Source organism: Streptomyces sp. NRRL F-6492 (assembly GCF_001280125.1).
Taxonomy (GTDB): Bacteria; Actinomycetota; Actinomycetes; order Streptomycetales; family Streptomycetaceae; genus Streptomyces.
On the sequence record NZ_LGEG01000012.1, the window covers coordinates 1 to 19,733 of the forward strand.

Below are 19,733 nucleotides of genomic sequence, written 5' to 3' on the forward strand. Positions count from 1 at the left end.
CGAGGTCGACCTCATCGTCAACACCCCCTACGGCACCGGCGGCCGCCTGGACGGCTACGAGATCCGCACCGCCGCCGTCGCCCGCGGCGTCCCCTGCCTCACCACCGTCCAGGCACTCGCCGCGGCCGTCCAGGGCATCGACGCGCTCCGGAACCTCCCGGAGGAGGTCCGGTCGCTCCAGGAACACCACCGCGTCGTCCGCCGGGACCAGGACCAGGACCGGGACCATGACCGGGACCAGGACCGGAACCAGGACCGGGACCGGGACCATGGTCAGGACCGGAACCAGGACCGGGTCTCAGGCGCCGGTGTCACGCCGCGCGCGGACCGAAGGGGCCCGGTGGACCGCGTGGACCCGGTCGAACGGGTGGTCCTGTCGCCGGGGTCCGAACACGCCGCCCTGGCCGCCGAACTGGAGACGGCGCCGGCGCTCGACCCGGCGCCGAGGTTCCGCGAGGAGGCGGCGCTCGGCGCGCGATGAGCCCCCGGCGCCCGGCCGCGCCGCCCCTCCGTGGTTCGCCCCCCGCCCCTCCCGCTCCCCGCCCTCCATGGTTCGCCCCTCCCCCCACCCGCCGCTCGCCGCACCTCCAGGGAATCCCTGCCATGAACACGTATGTCGTCACCAGCGCCCCTCCGAGCCCCGACGCCGACCCGCACCTCGGCCTGCTCGCCGGCTCGTTCCTCGGCGCCGATGTGCTCACCCGCCATCTGCGCCAGCGGGGCCACCACGTGCGGTACGTCGGCTACTGCGACGAGTACTCCCCCCGGGTGGCGTCCCGCGCCGCCGAGGCCGGCGTCACCCCGCACGCCCTCGCCAGGGTCGTCGGCGACCGGACGGGGGACGCCCTCGCGCTGGGCGCGATGCGCCCCGACTGGTTCACCCGGCCGCTCACCGACGCCGCGCACGCCCACTGGGTGCGCCGGTTCTTCCTCGCGCTGTGGGAGGCGGGCGCGCTGGAGGTGCGGGAGCTTCCGGTGTTCCGCTGCGCCCCCTGCGACCGGTATCTGTACGAGGCCGACGTGCGCGGCGGCTGCCGGCACTGCGCGGCGCCCGTCGACGGCGGGCCCTGCGGATCCTGCGGGCTCCCGCAGGGCCCGGGGGAGCTCGCCGATCCGCGGTGCGCCGACTGCGGGACGGCGCCCGACACCGTCCTGCGGCGCCGGATCGCCTTCCCGCTGGAGCGCCACCGCGAGCGGCTCGTCGCGTACTACGACGAGATCCGGGACGGGTCCGGGCGGCGGGACCTGACCGACGCCTTCCTGGACCGGCTGCTGACCGCCGAACTGCCCGTCGTCCCGGTCAGCGGGGTGGCGGACCACGGCGTCCCGGTGCCGCTGCCGGAGTGGGAGGGGCACGTCCTCGACACGGCGTTCAGCGGGGTCTGGGGCCTGGTCGCGGCCACCGAGCGGCTGGCCGAGGCGCACGGCGAGAAGGACGGGGCGCTGCCGCTGTGGTCCGATCCGGCCACCCGGATCGTCTCCTTCACCGGTGTCGACCAGCTCTTCGCGCACGCCGTGCTGTGGCCCGCGCTGCGCCTCGCCGAGGGCACGCTGGGCCTGCCCGCCCGGGTGGTGGCCGGCGAGGACGTCCGGCCCAGGGACGCGGAGTCGAGCGCCGTGTGGGGCGGCGACTTCCTGCGCCGGACGAACGCCGACGCGCTGCGCTTCCACCTCTGTCTCACCGCGGCGGAACGAACGGAGGACGACCCCTCTTCGAGCGCGCTCTCCCGGAGCGAGCACTCCTCGACCGGGTTCTCCCCGGCCGAGTTCTCCCTCGGCGAGTACGCCGACACCGTCGCCACCGTCCTGGCCGGCGGTCTGGAGACGTGGACCGACACCGTCCTGGACCTGCTCGCCGAGGACTTCCACCGCACGGTCCCCGCGGCCGCGCCGGCCGGGCCGATGACGGCCGAGAGGCGCGACCTGACCCGGCGGGTCGCGGACGCCCTCGGGGCCGAGGCGTACGCGCCGGCGCGCGCCGCGGAGGCCCTGGCCGCCGTCGTGGAGAGGGCGCTGATCGACGTGCACCGGCTGCGGGTGCTCCGTGACGCCGGGCAGGACGGGGAGTACGGGGAGTACGGGCAGGACGGGGAGGACGGGCAGAACGGGCAGTACGGGGAGTACGTGACGGGGCTCGCCGCCCACGTCGAGCTGCTCGCCGCGTTCACGGTGGCGGCGGCGCCGCTGATGCCCGGCTGGTCCGCCTTCCTCGCCGGGGAGCTGGGCCTCGCCGTGGACCGGGAGACCCGGCTGCCGCTCTGGGCCGGCGAGGACGAGCGCCTCGTCCCGGCGGGGACGGTCCTGCCGGAGGCGGTGCCGGTCCACTTCCACGAGCAGGGGTGAGCGGCGGCCGACGCGCGACGGCCCGGGGCCGCCGCACCCGGTGTCGGATGCGGCGGCCCCGGGCCGTCGAGGGGGAGCGGGGCGGTCGGAGGCGTCAGCCCCAGATGGGCTCCTCGTCGGCCGCGGCGGGCTTGGCCGGGAAGGCGATCGCGAGGGCCGGGCCGTTCTGCTGCTCCGCGGCGGTGGCCGTGCCGCCCAGGGCGACGAGGGCGACGGCGAGGGCGGTGACGGTGGTGGCGACGGCGGCGCGCAGCATGAGGAGTCCTTCATTCGCTGGGTGACGGTTCGTGACTGCCGGTGTTCCCCGGCGGTACCGATACTGCCGCCGGGCCGGGCGTGCGGACAGGGAGATCGGCTGGCACGAATCGCCCGGGCACAACCGTGTCACCGCGCCCCGGACGTCCGCCCGTTGGACGTGCGTTGCGTCCCCGTGACCCGTGACCGACACTGCAATGCGGCGCGGGCGAACGACATCGACAGGGGGCCGCGCCGCAAGACGGGAAGAGAGTTCGTACGTCTCAGGGCGGCGACCGCCGACGACGCCGGTCCGCACCGCCCGTCGCAGCGCTGTGACTTGTGGGGGAGCTGTCCACGTGCTGACACCGTTCGGTCTCACGGAGGGGGCCGACCGGCTCTACCGGTTCGTCCTCGCCCAGCCGGGGTGCGACGCGGCGAAGGCCGCGGGGGAGTTCGAGGGTTCGGCGTGCGCGCTGGACGACGCGCTCCAGGAGCTGACGCGGCGGGAACTGCTCACGTCGGACGGGCCGGACCACGGCCGGCTGTACGTCGTGAACCCCAAGGCCGCCCTGGACACGCTGCTCGCGTTCCAGCAGGCCGAGATAGCCGAGCGGAACCGCACGCTGGCCCGCAGCCAGGCCGCCGCCGAGATGCTGCTCGCCCAGTACGCCGCGCAGCACGGCGGCGACGAGGAGCCGGAGGTCGAACAGCTCCGCGGCGCCGAGGCCGTACGGGCCCGGATGACCGACCTGGTGCCCACCATGCGCAAGGAGTCCCTGGCCTTCGTGCCCGGCGGCGCCCAGACCCCGGAGGTCCTGGCGGCGAGCAAGGTGACCAGCGCGGAGCCGCTGGCGCGCGGGGTGCGGATGCGCTCGGTGTACCTGGACTCGATCCGCAACGCCCCGGGCACCCTGGAGCACGCCCAGTGGCTCACCGAACGCGGCGCGGAGGTCCGCACCGTGCCGGCGCTGCCCATGCGCCTGTGGATCAAGGACCGGGAACTGGCGATGGTGCCGATCGACCCGGCCGACAGCGCGGCCGGCGCGGTGCTGCTGCGCCAGCCCGGCGCGGTGGCGGCGTTCCTCGCGCTGTTCGAGGCGGTGTGGGCGTCGGCGGTCCCGTTCGGCGAGGCCCCCCGGCGCAGCCTGGAGGACCCCGGCTCGCAGCCCCGCGAACTGCTGCGCCTCCTGGCCCAGGGCTACACGGACGAGGCCGCCGCCCGCCGCCTGGGCATCTCCCTGCGCAGCGAACGGCGCCTGATCTCGGAACTGATGGAGAAACTGGGCGCCCAGAGCCGCTTCCAGCTGGGCCAGCGCGCGGTCGAGAACGGCTACATCTGAGCACGCCCGGCCCCCGGCCCCCGCCGTCCGCGCGGCGGGCCGCCCCGTCGGCACCGCCCGGCGGCCGCCGCGCGCCCCCCTGTGCGGAACACCGCGTCCGGATTCGGCCGACGCGGGCGGTACGGGGAACTCCGCGTCACGGACGGCCCTCCTCCCCCACGTATCCTCGACTGCCGGGGAAAACGGGGGAGCGTGATCGCGGAGGTGTGAAGGTGGAGTTCCGGCTGCTCGGCTCCGTTGCCATGGTGACGGAGGACGGGGACGTGGCCCTGGGACCCGCCAAGCGGTCCAGCCTGCTCGCCGTGCTCCTGCTGCGCCCCAACAGCGCGGTGAACGTAGGGCAGTTGACCGACGCCCTGTGGGAGGAGGAGCCTCCCGTCCACGCCAGGACCGTCCTCCAGGGGCACGTCTCGCGGCTGCGGGCCCTGCTCGCCGAGCACGGGGCCGGGGCGTACGGGGTCGAGCTCGCCACCCAGGGCTCGGCGTACGTGCTGCGGATGCCGGAGTCGCTGGTGGACGCGCACCGCTTCGAGGAGCTGGTGGGCCTCGCCGGGGTGCAGCGGCAGCCCGCCGACGCGGTCCGGATGCTGCGGGAGGCGCTCTCGTACTGGCAGGGCCCCGCGCTCACCGGCACCGTCCACAGCAGGCCCCTGGAGGCCGCCGCCACCGGGCTCGAAGAGCTGCGGCTCGCCACCGTGGAGGCGCTGGCGCAGGCGTACGGGCGGCTCGGCGAGCACGCCAGGGCCGCCGCCGTCCTGCGGACCGAGGCCGTCGCCCACCCCCTGCGCGAGTCCCTCGCGGCCGCCCTGATGCTGGCTCTCGGCCGCTCCGGGCGCCAGTCGGACGCGATCGACTGGTACCACAGGACCCGGCGGCTGCTCGCCGAGGAGCTGGGCGTCGACCCCGGCGAGACGCTGAGCGAGGCGTACGCGACGCTGCTCCGTTCCGCCGGGCCCGCCCCCGCGGCCCGCCCCGTCGCACCGCCCGCCGAGCTCCCGGCGCCGGAGGGCCTGCCCCGGGCGCCGCGCGGCTTCACCGGACGCGGCGCCGAGCTGGCCGCGCTCGACCGGGCGGTCCGGGGCGGGGACGGGCCCGTCTGCCTCGTCACCGGGCCCGCGGGCGTCGGCAAGACCTCCTTCGCCGTCCACTGGGCGTACGAGCGGCGCGCCGACTTCCCCGACGGGCGGCTCTTCGCCGATCTGAAGGGCTTCAGCGAGACCCCGGCGCCCGAGACCGCCGCCGTCCTGCGCGAGTTCCTGCTCGCGCTCGGCGTCCCGGACCGGCGGATGCCGGAGGGCGTCGAGGCGCGGGGCGCCCTCTTCCGCTCCCTCGCCGCCGGGCGCCGGCTGCTCGTCGTCCTCGACAACGCCCGCTCCTCCGGGCAGGTCCGGCCGCTGCTGCCTGGCGGCGACCACTGCGCGACCCTCGTCACCAGCCGCGACCGGCTCGGCGGCCTGATCGCCTCCGACGCCGCCCGGCCGGTGCCGCTCGGCCACCTGCCGGAGGCCGACGCCGCCGCCCTGCTCGCCACCGTCCTCGGCGAGGACCGGGTCGCGGCCGAGCCCGCCGCCGCCGCGCGGCTCGCCGGGCTCTGCGACGGGCTGCCGCTCGCGCTGCGGGTGACGGCTGCCCGGCTCGCCGAACGGCCGGCCTGGACCCTCGGCGCGATGGTCGGCGAACTCGCCGACGAGCAGAGCCGGCTGACCCTCCTCGACGTCGAGGACCGGGGCGTCTCCGCCGCGCTGCGGCTCACCGTGCAGCAGCTCCCCGACTCCGCCGCCCGCATGTTCCGCGCCCTCGGCCTGCACACCGGCGCCGACCTGGACCGGTTCGCGGCGGGCGCGCTCGCCGGGACCTCGCCCGCGCAGGCCTCCGCCGACCTGGACCGGCTCGCCGCCGCGCACCTGCTCACCGAGGCCGTCCCCGGCCGCTGGACCCCGCACGACCTCGTCCGCCTCTACGCCCGCCACCTCGCCCCGCGGGCCGACCCCGAGGGGCTGCCCCGCCTCCTCGACCACTACCTCTACACCGGGCTCGCGGCCGACGCCGCCGCCGAGCCGGGCTCCCAGCCCTGCTACGCGCTGCCCGCCGACGCCCGGCGGCCCGCCGCGACCAGGGAGTTCGAGGACCGTACGGCGGCCCTGGACTGGTACGCGGCCGAGCGCGCCGCCCTGGAGGGCGCGGTCGCCGCCGCGGCCGCCCTCGGCCTGCACGACCGGGCCTGGCGGCTCGCCCTGGTCCAGTGGCCGCTGATGCTCATGCGGATCGGGGACGGCTGGACGCCCCTCCTGGAGGCCGGGCTCGCTTCCGCCGAGCGGGTCGGCGACGCCGACGCGCAGTCCCGGGCCAGGGCGCTGCTCGGCTGGATCCTGCACGCGGAGGGCCGGAACGCCGAGGCGCTCGTCCACCTGGAGAAGGCGCCCGGCCTGGCCGCCCGCGCGGGCGACGCGATCAGCGAGGCCATCGCCCACGTCAACCACGCCGCCGTCCTGGACGCCACCGGCGAGCACGAGCGGGCCGGTCTGCTCATGCTGCACGCGGTCTCGCTCGCCGACCGCACCGGCCACCCCTCCACCCAGGTCCTCACCCTCCAGCACCTGGCGGGCCACTGCCTGAAGGCGCAGGAGTACGAGGCGGCGCTCGCGCACACCCTGCGCGCGGAGGAACTGGCCGCCCCCGACGCGGTGGTCGTACGGGCCCAGCTCCAGATCGTCCGGGGCGAGGCGCTGGCCGGCACCGGACGCCTCGAAGAGGCCACCGACCAGCTGGAACGCGCGATCGTGGCCTCCGAGAAGGCCGGCTTCCCGGAGGGCTCCGCGCGGGCCGCCGCCCGCCTTTCGCGCCTGTCGGCCGATCGTTAGCGGCACGCAAGCGGGACGGCAGTACGGGACGGGAAGCTGGATGCGGCACCGATCGACGAACCGGTGCGTACGCACCGAAAGGGTGCACCGGCGTGCGGGCACCGAGCGCGCGCCGGCCGATCGCTTCCCGGGGGAGAACCACCATGCGCCACCACCGCAAGAGCACCGTCCTGGCCGCCGCCGCCCTCACCGCCCTCTCGCTGGGCCTGACCGCCTGCGGCGGCTCCGGCACCGGAGCGAAGGACGCCGGGAGCGCGGGTGCCGTCGCCCGGGCGACCACCGGTACGGGCGACGGCGCGACCTCCGCCGACAGCGGCTCGGGCTCCACCGGCGGCGGCAAGGGCACGAACACCTCCACCGCGTCCACCGGCTCCACCACCGGCGGCAAGGCCTCCGCCGAGGCTCCGGCCTGTGCCCACGACGACGTCAGGGTCACGGCGGCGAAGGCGGACGAGGTGCCGACCGAGCACGTCGTCCTCACCGCCACCAACGTCTCCGGCCGCGCCTGCGCCCTCCTGAAGCACCCGCTGCTCGCCTTCGGCCCGATCCAGACCGCCAAGGACGTTCCGGCCGTGGAGAAGAGCCGGCCGGCCGTCCCGGTCGTGGTGAAGAACGGCGAGTCCGCGTACGCCGACGTGCGGATCTCCCTCGGCGGCGTCCACGAGGACAACAAGGTGGTGAGGGAGTTCACCGTGAACCTCTTCGCCCCCGAGGGCCCGGCCGAGGGCAGCGTCGTCGTCAAGGCCCCGGCCGGCGGCCTCGCGGTGAACGAGGCCGTCGCGAAGACCGGTTACTGGACGTACGAGCTGCGCAACGGCGCCGACGAGTTCTGATCCGGCGGGCGGCCGGTACGGGTTCCGACGGGTACGGCTACGGCTACGGGTCCGGGGCGGGGGAGCCGCCTCAGGGCGCCAGGCCCGTCTTCGCCCCCGCCCCGCACAGCGGCACCACCGTGAGCCCGGGGCGCGGCGGGGCCGCTTCCACCGCCGCCCAGCAGGCCGTGCCGGTGGCCTCCACGAAGAGACCGCGCCGCGCCAGGTCCCGCTGGGCGGCGCGGATCCGCTCCTCCGGCACCGTCAGGAACGTGCCGCCCGTCTCCCGGACCGCCCGCAGGATCTGCCGGGCCCGGGGCGGCGCCGGGATCGCGATCCCCTCGGCGAGGGTGGGCCGGACGGCGGCCGGTCCCGCGATGTCGTCCGCGCCCGCGTGGAAGGCCTCGGCCAGCGGGGACACCGCCTCCGCCTGGACGGCGACGAGGGCGGGCCTGGTGTCCGCGAGCCCGTGGCGGTGCAGCTCCTCGACGGCGAGGGCGGCGCCGAGGAGCAGGGTGCCGTTGCCGACGGGGACGACGATCGTGTCGGGCAGCCGCCCGCCGAGCTCCTCCCACAGCTCGTACACGTAGGTCTTGGTGCCCTGGGTGAAGTACGGGTTGTACACGTGCGAGGCGTAGAAGGTGCCGGGCTCGTCGGCGGCCTCCCGGGCCGCGCGGGCCGTCGCCTCGCGGTCGCCGGGCACCTCGACCACCTCGGCGCCGTGCGCCCGGATCTGCTCCAGCTTCTTCGGGGACGTGCCCCCGGGGACGTACACGCGGCAGTCGAGTCCGGCCCGCGCGCAGTACGCGGCGGCGGCCGTGCCCGCGTTCCCGCTGCTGTCGGCCACGACCCGGTCGAGGCCGCCGGCGCGCGCGAGGCGCAGGGCGTGCGCGGCGAGCACCACCGCGCCCCGGTCCTTGAACGACAGCGTCGGCATGAGGAAGTCGAGCTTGGCCGAAACGGACCCGGTGAGGGGGACGAGGGGGGTGCGGCCCTCCCCGAGGGTCACCTCGGGCGCGCACGGCACCGGCGGCAACGCCTCCTCGTAACGCCACAATGAATTCACTCGTGACGCGAGGGACGGGAGGGAGACCGGTTCACTCGCGAAGTCGAGGTCCCAGGGGCCCCGGCACTCCGGACAACACCAGGTGAGCGCGGACACGGGCGAGGAAACGCGGCAGCGGGGGCACGTGTAGGCGGTCACGGTCCCCAGGATGGCAGCCGTGTGGCGCGGACGTTACGGGGCGCCGGGCACCCTTGTGCGATTCCTATGGATCCGCCAACCTTTCGCTCGACAGCCGGACGTTCGAAACGGCGCGGACACCTCATGTCGTCTTGTCATGTCCCTGTCGCACCCCCACAGCAGCGCACCACCAATGAGGAGGACCCCTCACATGTCAGTGATGCGTGACTCGCGTCGCAGAATCGCCACCGCCGCCGCCGTGGCCGTCGCCGCCCTCACCCTCGGCCCGCTCTCCGCCCTCCCGGCCACCGCCGCCCCGGCCGCCCCGGAAGGCGTCATCGAGAACGCCGGAGTCGCGGACGCCGTCCCGGGCAGCTACCTCGTCACCCTCCACGAGTCCGCCCCGGCGGAGACCGCGAAGGGCCGGGCGATCCCCGCCAAGTTCGGCGCGAAGATCAAGCGCACCTACACCTCGGCGGTCAACGGCTACGCGATCGAGCTCTCCGAGGCGCAGGCGAAGAAGCTCGCGGCCGACCCGGCGGTCAAGTCCGTCGTCCAGGACCGCGTCTTCACCATCGACGCGACGCAGCCCTCCCCGCCGTCGTGGGGCCTCGACCGGATCGACCAGAAGGCGCTCCCGCTCAACCAGAGCTACACCTACCCGGACGCCGCGGGCCAGGGCGTCACGGCGTACGTCATCGACACCGGTGTCCGCATCAGCCACGGCGACTTCGGCGGCCGGGCCTACAACGGCTTCGACGCCATCGACAACGACAACGTCTCCCAGGACGGCCACGGCCACGGCACCCACGTCGCCGGCACCGTCGCGGGCACCTCGTACGGCGTCGCCAAGAAGGCGAAGATCGTCGGCGTCCGCGTCCTCAACAACCAGGGCTCCGGCACCACCGCCCAGGTCGTCGCCGGCATCGACTGGGTCACGCAGAACGCGGTCAAGCCGGCCGTCGCCAACATGAGCCTCGGCGGCGGCGTCGACACCGTCCTCGACGAGGCCGTCCGCAGGTCGATCGCCTCCGGCATCACCTACGCGGTCGCGGCGGGCAACGACGGCGCCAACGCCTCCAACTACTCGCCGGCGCGCGTCGCGGAGGCCATCACGGTCGGCGCCACCACGAACACCGACGCCCGCGCCAGCTACTCCAACTACGGAACGGTCCTGGACATCTTCGCGCCGGGCTCCTCCATCACCTCGTCCTGGAACTCCAGCGACTCCGCGACCAACACCATCTCCGGCACGTCGATGGCCACCCCGCACGTCGCCGGCGCCGCCGCGCTCCACCTCGCCGCCAACCCGACGGCGACCCCGGCCCAGGTCTCCGCGGCCCTGACGGCCGCCGCCACCCCGAACGTCGTCACCAACCCGGGCACCGGCTCCCCGAACCGGCTCCTGTACGTCGGTGACGGCGGCACCACCCCGCCGCCCGGCAAGAACTTCGAGAACGCCACGGACTACGCCGTCGCCGACAACGCGACCGTCGAGTCCCCGATCGCCGTCACCGGCGTCACCGGCAACGCCCCCGCCGCCCTCAAGGTGCCGGTGAACATCGTCCACACCTACATCGGTGACCTCCAGGTCCAGCTGATCGCCCCCGACGGCTCGGCGTACACGCTGAAGGCCTTCGGCACCGGCGGCAGCACGGACAACATCAACACCACGTACACCGTGAACGCCTCCTCGGAGGTCGCCAACGGCACCTGGAAGCTGCGGGTCACGGACAACGCGACCTACGACACCGGGAAGATCGACTCCTGGGGCCTGCAGTTCTGCCCCCCGGTTCCTGACCCCCCGGGCGTGAGGGAGGGGGGGCGGCCCCCCCCGGCCGCCCCCCCCTCCGCCGTGGGGAGGCGGCGGCCCGCCCCGTCCCCACCACGCGCGACGGCCCCGCGGCCGACCGCGTACGATGCGCGCTCGTTCACCTGTTCGCATCGTCGCCCCGCAGGAGCACCCACCCGTGGACCCGACCCAGCCGGCCCCGCCGCCCCCGCCGCCCCCCGGGGGCCCGCAGCCGCAGGGGTGGCCCGCCCCGGGCCCGTACACCTCTCCGGGCATGCCGTACGCGGTCGGCCCCCACGGCCCGCCCGGCGGCCCCGGACCCTACGGGCGGCCCGCGCGGGCCACCAACGGACTCGCCGTCGCCTCCCTCGTCTCCGGCCTCGTCTGCTGCCTCCCGCCCCTCGGCCTGGTCCTGGGCCTCGTGGCCCTCCCGCAGATCAGGAAGAAGGACCAGGCGGGCAGGCCGCTCGCGATCACCGGCATCGTGTTCTCGGCGCTCGGCTGCCTGCTCCTCGTCCTCGGCCTCGTGACCGGCGGCTTCGCCTCCGCGTGGAACGGCTTCAAGGAGGGCGTCGAAGAGGCCTCCCGCTCGGATTCCCCGTTCTCGCTGCGCACCGGCCAGTGCTTCACCGACCGGGGCAGGACGGAGGACTACACGACGGAGGTCACCGTCGTCGACTGCGCCCGCCCGCACGACGCCGAGGTCACCGGCGGCTTCAAGGTGACCGGCTTCGACGGCTGGCCCGGCGAGGACGCGATCGACGCGATCGCGGAGAAGCGCTGCGAGGCGGTCAACCAGGCGTACGCGATGGACACCTGGCTGGTCCCGGAGGACGTCTGGCCCATCTACTATCTGCCGAGCCGTCAGAGCTGGCGGCTCGGCGACCGGATCGTGACCTGCGCGTTCGCGACCGACAAGGAGCCGTTCAGCGGCTCGGTCCGCTCCGACGCCACGACCCTGAGCGCCGACCAGGAGCACTTCCTGAAGACCGTGAACCCGATCGAGACGGCCCTCCACCAGGCGCCGGAGGAGGACCCCGACGAGGACCTCGCGGCGAACAGGGCCTGGGCCGCGAAGGTCCTGGTGGAGATCGACACGGCGCGCGCGGACCTCGGACGGCACTCCTGGCCCGGCGCCTCCGCGGCGCCGGTCGCGACGCTGCGGAAGGACCTCGCCGCGGCCTCGAAGCGGTGGCGCGAACTGATGACGGCGGCCGACTCCGACGCGTACTGGGAGGCGTACGACACGGCCTTCGACGCCCTGCCCGACGGCGCGGACGCGCGGACCGCGCTCGGCCTGACGGGCACCCCGCCGGAGGACACCGGCACGGGCACGTCGGTCTGAGGCGCGGTCCGCGCGTCCGCGATCCCGTTCCCGGCCGCCCCGCGGCGGCCGGGAACGGAGGTCAACGCCGCTTCAGGCCCCGGTCGATGGCGGTGATCAGCTCTCCGTCCGGGGTGTCCCCGTCGAGGGACCAGACCATCGCGCCGCCGAGCCCGTTCTGCCGGACGTAGGCCGCCTTGGTGCGCAGCACGGTGGGGTCGTCGTAGGTCCACAGGGTGGTGCCGTCGAAGAGCCAGGCGTGGCCGTTCCTCTCACCCCGGTAGAGCTTGTACGTCCCCGACTCGGCGAGCCGCTTCAGGAACTTGTAGTCCTCGGAGCCCGCCGTCCAGGTGGCGGGGGCGGGGCCGGTCGCGGGCCTGCCGAGGCCGTTGCCGCCGCCGGTCACGCCGGTCCAGCCCTGGCCGTAGAAGGGCATGCCGACCACGAGCTTGCGGGCGGGGGCGCCGCGCCGCAGCCAGGCCCTGACGGTCTGGTCGACGCTGAAGTCGTCCTTCGCGTACAGCGCGGACTGCTGGCCGGTCCTCGGCTCGCCGGAGACGTGGAAGTCGTAGCCCTGGAGGTTCACGAAGTCGAAGTCCCGCATGATCTTGGCGACTTCGAAGCCCGCGTCGATCTTGGCGGGGGCGGTGGGCACGTACGCGCTCAGCTCGTAGTGCCCGCGCTTCTTCAGCGTGCGCCCGTAGGCGTCGAGCTGGACGCGGAACTCCCGCACGAGCTTGGTGAAGTTGGGCTTGTCCTCGGGGCGGATCACGTTCCCCGGGGCGCCGTCCGAGCCCGGCCACTCCCAGTCGAGGTCGACGCCGTCGAAGACCCCGGCGGCCGCCCCGGCGCCGCCGCGGGCGCCGTCCACGGGCAGGTTGCCCTTGATGTACGTGTCGATGCAGGAGGCGACGAGGGCCTTGCGGCCGGCGTCCGTGCGCACCGCGTCGGAGAAGTGCGCGGAGCCGCTCCAGCCGCCCAGCGAGATCATGACCTTGAGCCCGGGGTGCTTCGCCTTCAGCTCGCGCAGCTCGTTGAAGTTCCCGGCCAGGCGCTGCTCGGCGGTGTCGCCGGCGCCGTCCACGGAGTTCGCGGCGTCGACGGGGCGCGCGTAGTCCGCCCAGGGGTCGGAGCCGGGCGCGTTGCCCATGAGGCACTTGCCGTCCGGGCCGATCACGCCGAAGGCGTAGTTGATGTGGCTGAGCTTGGCGGCGGTGCCGCTCGTCTCCAGGTCCTTGACCTGGAAGTTCCTTCCGTAGATGCCCCATTGGGTGAAGTAGCCGATCCGCTTCAGGTCCTGCCCGTGGGCGGGCTTGTGGGCGGATCCGTGCGGGGCCTGGTGCGCGTCGGCCACGGGGGCCAGGGTGGCGAGGAGGCCGAGGGTGACGGCGGTGGCCGCGCCGAAGGTCAGCTTGGTCATGGCTCTGGGACGCATGGGCTCGTTCCTGTGCGAGGCGGGATGGAGCGTGCGGAGGGAGCGTGCGGGGGGAGCGGTGTGGAGCGGATGCGCGCGTGCAGGGAGGAACGTATTGGTCTGTACCAATAGAGGTCAAGAGGTCCGGCCGCATCCACCGGAGGGCGACCCTCGGTAATCAGGGGTGGGCGGCCAGGACTTCATCACTTCGGGTGAAACTTTGGCCCATGCTTGCGGTCTGCGACCCACGGTTGCCACGCTGTTGCTGACAGTCAACCTGAGGGGAGTGTCCAGTGACGTTCGGTGAGCAGCCCGCCTATCTGCGCGTGGCGAGCGATCTGCGGGAGAAGATCGCCGACGGCTCGCTTCCGCCTCATACCCGTCTCCCCTCGCAGGCACGCATCCGCGAGGAGTACGGGGTGTCGGACACCGTCGCACTGGAGGCCCGCAAGGTACTGATGGCCGAGGGGCTCGTGGAGGGACGCTCGGGCTCCGGGACGTACGTGCGGGAGCGCCCGGTGCCGCGCCGGATCGCCCGCTCCGGCTACCGCCCGGCCTCCGGGGCCAGCCCCTTCCGGCAGGAGCAGGCGGCCGAAGGGGCCCGCGGCACCTGGGAGTCGAACAGTGGGCAGGAGCCCGCGACCGCGGAGGTGGCCGCGCGGCTCGGCATCGAACCGGGGGAGCGGGTGATGCGCACGCGGTACGTGTACCGGGACGGCGGCGAGCCCATGATGGTCTCCACCTCCTGGGAGCCCCTCGCCGTCACCGGCCGGACGCCGGTCATGCTCCCCGAGGAGGGGCCCCTGGGCGGCTGCGGGGTCGTCGAGCGGATGGCCGCCATCGACGTCGTCGTGGACAACGTGGTGGAGGAGGTCGGCGCCCGCCCCGGCCTCGCCGAGGAACTGCTGGCGCTCGGCGGGGTCCCGGGCCACGTGGTGATGGTGGTCGAGCGGACCTACTACGCCTCGGGCCGGGCCGTCGAGACGGCCGACGTGGTGGTCCCGGCCGACCGCTACCGGATCGCGTACCACCTGCCGGTGAGGTGAGGCGGCGGCGCCCCTTCCCCCGCGCCTCCCCCCCGCGCCCCGTCGCCCCGGCCCGCGCTCCCCGGTCCCGTCGCCGCCCGTGCCCGCGCCTGCCGCTTCCGGGGCCGTTCGCGCCCGTGCCCTCCGTGTGTGTCGGCCCATGGGCCGGCGCTTTCCGCGCCCGTGCTCGTACGCCTGTGTTCGTACGCCCGTGCTCGTGCGTGCGTGTTCGCGCGTCCGTGGGGTGACGGGTCGTCAGGTCCCGGTGTCACCGCCCGGTGATCGTGCGCCTCCCGGGCCGGCGGCGGTGGTCGGGGCCTGACTTCGGCCTCCCTCCGTCGGTAACCGGCCGAACCGTGCCTCTTTGTGCAAACCCGTATCCGCTGTGTGAAGGTCAGGCGTAAGCTCCGGCATATGCGGATTGCGGTTTCCCGGAGATCCATGAGGGCACCCGGACCGGCGGAGGGAGAAGCCCGATGACCGACAGCGGCCCTGTGCTCGCCTGGCTCGTCATTCGGCAGGACGACAACGGCAACCGCTACCGGGTGGGGCGGTACGCGACCCAGGACGAGGCGCAGAAGATCGCGGACAGCCTCGACGACCGCGGCCACGAGCAGCTCTACTGGGTCGAGCGCGTCGGCACCCCGGCCCTCTGAGCCGCCCGGGGCGCCCCGGGACGCGGGTTACGCTCGCGCCCATGACGGAACGCACCACCGCCCCCCGCCACGGCCGGAGCCCCGGCCCCGTGGTCGTCGTCGCGGGCGCCCTGTACGACCGGGGGCGCCTGCTCGCCGCGCGGCGCAGCGCCCCCGCCGAGCTCGCCGGCCGCTGGGAACTGCCCGGCGGCAAGCTCGAACCGGGCGAGAGCCCGGAGGAGGCCCTGGTCCGGGAGCTCCGGGAGGAACTCGGCGTGGAGGTCGAGCCGGGGGAGCGCATCCCCGGCGAATGGCCGCTGAAACCCGGATACGTCCTGCGGGTGTGGACCGCCCGCCTGCTCTCCGGCGAACCGCGGCCCCTGGAGGACCACGACGAACTGCGCTGGCTCACCCGGCCCGAGCTCGACTCGGTCGACTGGCTCGACCAGGACCGCCCCGCCGTCGCCGAGGCCGCGCTGAGATTCCCGGAGGGCTGAGCTCCCCGGAGGGTCGAGTTCCCCGGAGGGTCGAGTCCTCCAGGGAGTCGAGTCCTCCGGAGCGCCGAGTCCTCCGGAGCCCCCGGACTCCCGGAGCGCCGGGTCCGCCGGAAGGGTGTCCTCCGAGGGGGCGTGCGGCCGGCTCCCTACGCCGTTCGTGCCACCGTGCGCCGGTGACCGCCCCCAGTGGGATAACTTGCCCCAAATGGTGGGTATGTCCACATTGATACCTCGCAAGGGAATGTGGGCCTTCCTGCTGACGCACGGCTGGGGAAGTGATCAGGTGTGATCTACACCGACGGCGACCGCGCCGAGTGGAGCTTCCCGGCCGAGGCGAACGCCGTACGCACGGCCCGCCACGCCGTGCGCGAGACCCTGCGCTCCTGGGAGCTCGACGGCCCCCTCGGCGACGTGACCGTCCTGCTGGTCAGCGAGCTGGTGACCAACTCCCTGCGGTACGCCTCGGGCCCCATCGGGGTCCGCCTGGTCCGCGTCCACCCCGACGGCGCCGACCCGTCGCGCCCGCCGGCCCTGCTCGTGGAGGTCTCCGATCCGCTTCCGGATCCGCCCACCGCGAAGGTCCCCGGACCCGACGACGAGGGGGGCCGCGGCCTCGGTCTCGTGGCCTGCGCCGCACGCCGCTGGGGGATCCGGATGGGAGGCGTCGGCAAAACCGTATGGTTCGAGCTGGCTCTCCCTGGTGAGTAAAGAGGGTGGGACAACGATCACCGGTACTCGGCGAGGAACGAACGAGACCACCCTGTGATCGTGAACGTCGTACCGCCGGAGCCCGCCGTATTGAATACTGCGGGCATGGCCGGTCCGGTGCGGTGAGCTGGAGGGGACGGTCGCGTGAGCGAGATACCTGAGACGGCGAGTGGCGGCGTCGTGTGGCAGAGCAGCCCGCCCGGCTCCATCTACGACTACATCCGGGTGGCGTCCTTCTCGATCGGGCCCGACGGCCTGGTCGAGCAGTGGAGCCGAAGGGCCGTGGACCTCTTCGGGGTCACCGCGGAGGAGGCCAGGGGCAAGGACCCGGTGGAGGTCTTCGTGCCCGCCGACCTGCGCGAGCGCGGCCACCGGCGGGTCAAGGAGATCCTCGACGGCAAGGAGTGGACGGGCCTCGTCCCCTTCCGCATGCCCGGCGAGGAACAGCCCCACGGCATGGCCGAGATGTACGTGATGCCGACCGAGACCCAGACCGGGGAACGGGCCGCGCTGTGCATCGTCGTCGACGTGCGCGCCCTCCGCCGCATCGAGACCGACCTCGCCGCCTCCCAGGCGATATTCGGCCAATCCCCCTTCGGCTTCCTCCTCTTCGACACCGACCTGACCGTCCGGCGGGCCAACCGGCGCTTCGCCACCGTCTTCGGCGGCGACGCCGACGACCACCGGGGCCGCACCGTCCACGACTACCTGGGCCGCGCCGAGGCCGAGCGGATGACCACCGCCCTCCGGCGGGTCCTGGAGACCGGCGAGTCCGTCACCGACCTGAGGATCGTCGGCGCCGCCCCCGGCGCCAGGGACCGCCGCCACTGGTCCATCAACCTCTACCGCGTGCACAGCGGCTCCGGCCGCCCGATCGGCGTCGCGGGCCTCGGCATCGACGTCACCCGCCGCCACAACGCGGCCAGGGAGGCCGCCAGCGCCCGCCGCAACCTCGCCCTCCTCAACCAGGCCGGCGCCCGCATCGGCACCTCCCTCGACCTGGAGGCCACCGCCCGCGAGCTCCTCGACGTCGCCGTCCCCGGCTTCTGCGACCTCGCCTCCGTCGACCTCTACCAGGGCCTCCTCACCGGCGACGAGGCGCCGCCCGGCCGCTGGGGCAGCTCCCACGACGTCGGCTACGGGGCCGGCAGCGCCGAACTGCGCCGGGTCGCCTCCGCCAGCGCCGTCTCCGACACCCCCCGCAGGGCCGGCGAGGGGAACGCCCCGGACCCCGACTGTCCGGGCACCGCGCCCATCGAGGTCGGCGCCGTCCACCGCTACCCCTTCAACTCCCCGTACGCCGGAGCCCTCCGCACCGGCCGGATCCGCACGGTCTCCGGAGACGAGGGCGACCTCGCCCGGTCCACCCTGGTGGTCCCCATGACCGCCCAGGACACCGTCGTCGGCCTCGTCCAGTTCTCCCGCGCCAAGGGCAGCGAGCCCTTCGGGGAGCGCGACCGGGCCCTCGCCGCCGAACTCGCCGCCCGGGCCGCCGTCTGCATCGACAACGCCCGCCTCTACCGCCGCGAGCACGAGCGGGCCCTGATCCTCCAGCGCAGCCTGCTCCCGCCCGGCGACCCCGAGGCCGCGGGCCTCGACATCGCCTGCCGCTACCTCCCCGGCGCCGACGCCACCGAGGTCGGCGGCGACTGGTTCGACGTCATCGAGCTCCCCGGCCACCGCACCGCCCTCGTCATCGGGGACGTCATGGGCCGCGGCCTGCGCGCCGCCGTCGCCATGGGCGAACTGCGCACCGCCGTGCGCACCCTCGCCCAGCTCGACCTGGAACCGGCCGAGGTCCTCTCCCACCTGGACGAGATCGCCCGCGGCCTCGGCGCCCCCATCGGCACCCAGCAGTCCCGCGCGCACAAGAACCGCGGCCCCGAGCTCTCCGAGGTCTACCTCGCCACCTGCGTCTACGCCGTCTACGACCCGGTCACCCGGCGCTGCACCTTCGCCAACGCGGGCCACCTCCCGCCGCTCCTCGTCGAACCCGGCGCGGAGGCCCGGCTGCTCGACGTGCCCCCCGGGATGCCGCTCGGGGTCGGCGGCGAGCCCTTCGAGGAGGTCGAGGTCGAGATCCCCGAGGGCGCCCTCCTCGCCCTCTACACCGACGGCCTGGTCGAGTCCCGCGACCACCCCCTGGACGAGGGCCTCAGCGCCTTCCGGCGCGCCCTCACCGACCCGTCCCGCCCCCTGGAGGACGTCTGCGACCGGGTCCTGGGCAGCCTGAACACCGGGCACGGCGAGGACGACATCGCCCTCCTCATGGCCAGGATCCAGGGACTGCCCGGCGAGGCCGTCGGCGACTGGCGGCTGCCCAGGGAGCCCCGCTCGGTCGGCCGGGCCCGCGAACTGGCCCGCGCCCAGCTCGCCGCCTGGAACCTCGAACCGCTCGTCGACACCGTCGAACTCCTCGTCAGCGAACTCGTCACCAACGCCCTGCGCTACGGCGAGGGGGAGATCCGGCTGCGGCTGCTGCGCGACCGCACCCTCGTCTGCGAGGTCTGGGACGCGGGCCTGGTCCAGCCGCGCCGCCGCCGGGCCAAGGACACCGACGAGGGCGGCCGCGGCCTCCAGCTGGTCGGACTGCTCAGCTCCTCCTGGGGCTCGCGCCGCACCCCGCGCGGCAAGACCGTCTGGTTCGAACTGGCCCTGCCGGAGGGCGGGGAGGCGGCGGAACCCACGGTGGAGCAGCTGCTCAGCATGTTCTGACCCGTACCCGTACCCGTACCCGTAGCCGTACGGGAGCGGCGCCCGGTCAGTCCTTGAGCGCGGCCAGCCGGGCCTCGATCTCGGCGTCGTCCCCGAGCGCGTCCAGCTGCTCGAACTGCGCGTCCAGGGAGGAGGCCGCCAGCTCCTGCTTGCCGAGGGCCCGCGCCTCCTCCCGGCGCACCTTGTCCTCGAAGCGGCTCAGCTCGCTGGTCGGGTCGAGCACGTCGACGTTCTTCACGGCGTCCATCATCGTGTTCTGCGCCCGCGCCGACTTCGCGCGGGCCACCAGCTCGTCCCGCCTGGCCTGGAGCTCGCCGAGCTTCGCCCGCATCCGGTCGAGGCCGGTCCTGAGCTTCTCGACCACCTCGGTCTGCGCGGCGATCACCGGCTCCGCCGTCCGCGCCTCCTTCTCCGACTGGAGCTGGCGGCCGAGCGCCACCTTCGCCAGGTTGTCGAAGCGGTCCGCCTCCGCCGTCCGCCCGCCGCCCCGCAGCTCGTCCGCCTTCCGGCTGGCGGCGAGCGCCTTGCCGCCCCACTCCCTCGCCGCGTCCACGTCCTCCCGGTGGTCCTGCTCCATCAGCCGGAGGTTGCCGATGGTCGCGGCCACCGCCTCCTCCGCCTCGGCGATGTTGTTCGCGTAGTCGCGGATGAGCTGGTCCAGCATCTTCTGCGGATCCTCCGCCTGGTCCAGCAGGGCGTTGACGTTGGCCTTCGCCAGCTGGGTGACCCGGCCGAGGACGGTCTGCTTGCTCATGGGGTTCTCCTTGAGGGGGAGGGGGACGTACGGGAGAGGGGGGTGCGGGGAAGCGGGGGACGGAGCCGTGGGGGGTGAGGCCCCCGCCCGCCG

14 protein-coding genes and 2 pseudogenes are annotated in these 19,733 nt (G+C 74.5%); 12 read left to right on the forward strand and 4 right to left on the reverse strand.

Going from position 1 to position 19,733, the window contains the following annotated elements:
- Both ADL08_RS35030 and ADL08_RS02840 read left to right on the forward strand, forming a co-directional pair.
- Window positions 1-208: pseudogene (locus tag ADL08_RS35030) on the forward strand (hypothetical protein); the annotation flags it as partial.
- A 395-nt stretch (window positions 209-603) separates the two neighbouring features.
- Window positions 604-2,343, forward strand: coding sequence for a class I tRNA ligase family protein (locus ADL08_RS02840; RefSeq protein WP_053640417.1), 1,740 nt, complete (start codon window positions 604-606; stop codon window positions 2,341-2,343).
- A gap of 94 nt (window positions 2,344-2,437) precedes the next feature.
- On the opposite strand, the gene ADL08_RS37025 is transcribed toward ADL08_RS02840, so the two are convergent.
- Complete coding sequence (locus ADL08_RS37025) at window positions 2,438-2,599, reverse strand: hypothetical protein (protein WP_159042976.1); 162 nt, start codon at window positions 2,597-2,599, stop codon at window positions 2,438-2,440.
- A gap of 337 nt (window positions 2,600-2,936) precedes the next feature.
- Between ADL08_RS37025 and ADL08_RS02845 the strand changes: the two genes are divergently transcribed.
- The 3 genes from ADL08_RS02845 (at window position 2,937) to ADL08_RS02855 (ending at window position 7,614) form a co-directional block, all read left to right on the forward strand.
- Window positions 2,937-3,920 (forward strand): helix-turn-helix transcriptional regulator, encoded by a 984-nt coding sequence (locus tag ADL08_RS02845; RefSeq protein ID WP_053640418.1) that lies wholly within the window; start codon window positions 2,937-2,939, stop codon window positions 3,918-3,920.
- A 212-nt stretch (window positions 3,921-4,132) separates the two neighbouring features.
- Window positions 4,133-6,781, forward strand: coding sequence for an AfsR/SARP family transcriptional regulator (locus ADL08_RS02850; protein WP_053640431.1), 2,649 nt, complete (start codon window positions 4,133-4,135; stop codon window positions 6,779-6,781).
- Between the two features lie 143 nt (window positions 6,782-6,924).
- On the forward strand, window positions 6,925-7,614 hold the full coding sequence (locus ADL08_RS02855) for a DUF4232 domain-containing protein (protein WP_053640419.1): 690 nt from the start codon (window positions 6,925-6,927) through the stop codon (window positions 7,612-7,614).
- A gap of 70 nt (window positions 7,615-7,684) precedes the next feature.
- Here the strand turns inward: ADL08_RS02855 and ADL08_RS02860 are convergent, their stop codons facing one another.
- A complete protein-coding gene (locus ADL08_RS02860) occupies window positions 7,685-8,809 on the reverse strand; it encodes a pyridoxal-phosphate dependent enzyme (RefSeq protein WP_053640420.1) in 1,125 nt (374 codons plus the stop codon).
- Between the two features lie 178 nt (window positions 8,810-8,987).
- Here ADL08_RS02860 and ADL08_RS35035 point away from each other — a divergent pair.
- Window positions 8,988-10,559, forward strand: a pseudogene (locus ADL08_RS35035) (S8 family serine peptidase); the annotation flags it as partial.
- A gap of 187 nt (window positions 10,560-10,746) precedes the next feature.
- On the forward strand, window positions 10,747-11,913 hold the full coding sequence (locus ADL08_RS02875) for a DUF4190 domain-containing protein (RefSeq protein WP_063885219.1): 1,167 nt from the start codon (window positions 10,747-10,749) through the stop codon (window positions 11,911-11,913).
- A 61-nt stretch (window positions 11,914-11,974) separates the two neighbouring features.
- On the opposite strand, the gene ADL08_RS02880 is transcribed toward ADL08_RS02875, so the two are convergent.
- A complete protein-coding gene (locus ADL08_RS02880) occupies window positions 11,975-13,327 on the reverse strand; it encodes a glycoside hydrolase family 18 protein (RefSeq protein WP_053640424.1) in 1,353 nt (450 codons plus the stop codon).
- A 272-nt stretch (window positions 13,328-13,599) separates the two neighbouring features.
- Between ADL08_RS02880 and ADL08_RS02885 the strand changes: the two genes are divergently transcribed.
- The 5 genes from ADL08_RS02885 to ADL08_RS02905 all read left to right on the forward strand — a co-directional run bounded on the left by ADL08_RS02885 (window position 13,600) and on the right by ADL08_RS02905 (window position 18,886).
- Window positions 13,600-14,352, forward strand: coding sequence for a GntR family transcriptional regulator (locus ADL08_RS02885; RefSeq protein ID WP_053640425.1), 753 nt, complete (start codon window positions 13,600-13,602; stop codon window positions 14,350-14,352).
- Window positions 14,353-14,807: 455 nt separating this feature from the next.
- Window positions 14,808-14,987 carry an SPOR domain-containing protein gene (locus ADL08_RS02890; RefSeq protein ID WP_053640426.1) on the forward strand — a complete coding sequence of 60 codons (180 nt, stop codon included), beginning with the start codon at window positions 14,808-14,810 and terminating at the stop codon, window positions 14,985-14,987.
- A 41-nt stretch (window positions 14,988-15,028) separates the two neighbouring features.
- A complete protein-coding gene (locus ADL08_RS02895) occupies window positions 15,029-15,463 on the forward strand; it encodes a (deoxy)nucleoside triphosphate pyrophosphohydrolase (RefSeq protein ID WP_053640427.1) in 435 nt (144 codons plus the stop codon).
- A gap of 285 nt (window positions 15,464-15,748) precedes the next feature.
- A complete protein-coding gene (locus tag ADL08_RS02900; RefSeq protein ID WP_053640428.1) occupies window positions 15,749-16,171 on the forward strand; it encodes an ATP-binding protein in 423 nt (140 codons plus the stop codon).
- 144 nt (window positions 16,172-16,315) lie between these two features.
- Window positions 16,316-18,886 carry a SpoIIE family protein phosphatase gene (locus ADL08_RS02905; protein ID WP_053640429.1) on the forward strand — a complete coding sequence of 857 codons (2,571 nt, stop codon included), beginning with the start codon at window positions 16,316-16,318 and terminating at the stop codon, window positions 18,884-18,886.
- 46 nt (window positions 18,887-18,932) lie between these two features.
- On the opposite strand, the gene ADL08_RS02910 is transcribed toward ADL08_RS02905, so the two are convergent.
- Entirely contained in the window at window positions 18,933-19,640 is a 708-nt protein-coding gene (locus ADL08_RS02910; protein WP_053640430.1) for a PspA/IM30 family protein, read from the reverse strand.
- Between the last annotated feature and the right edge of the window lie 93 nt (window positions 19,641-19,733).

Coding starts and splice junctions, on each gene's coding strand:
- ADL08_RS02840 (WP_053640417.1), top strand. CDS start 604: ATGAACACGTATGTCGTCACCAGCGCCCCTCCGAGCCCCGACGCCGAC.
- ADL08_RS37025 (WP_159042976.1), bottom strand. CDS start 2,599: ATGCTGCGCGCCGCCGTCGCCACCACCGTCACCGCCCTCGCCGTCGCC.
- ADL08_RS02855 (WP_053640419.1), top strand. CDS start 6,925: ATGCGCCACCACCGCAAGAGCACCGTCCTGGCCGCCGCCGCCCTCACC.
- ADL08_RS02880 (WP_053640424.1), bottom strand. CDS start 13,327: ATGCGTCCCAGAGCCATGACCAAGCTGACCTTCGGCGCGGCCACCGCC.
- ADL08_RS02890 (WP_053640426.1), top strand. CDS start 14,808: ATGACCGACAGCGGCCCTGTGCTCGCCTGGCTCGTCATTCGGCAGGAC.
- ADL08_RS02895 (WP_053640427.1), top strand. CDS start 15,029: ATGACGGAACGCACCACCGCCCCCCGCCACGGCCGGAGCCCCGGCCCC.
- ADL08_RS02910 (WP_053640430.1), bottom strand. CDS start 19,640: ATGAGCAAGCAGACCGTCCTCGGCCGGGTCACCCAGCTGGCGAAGGCC.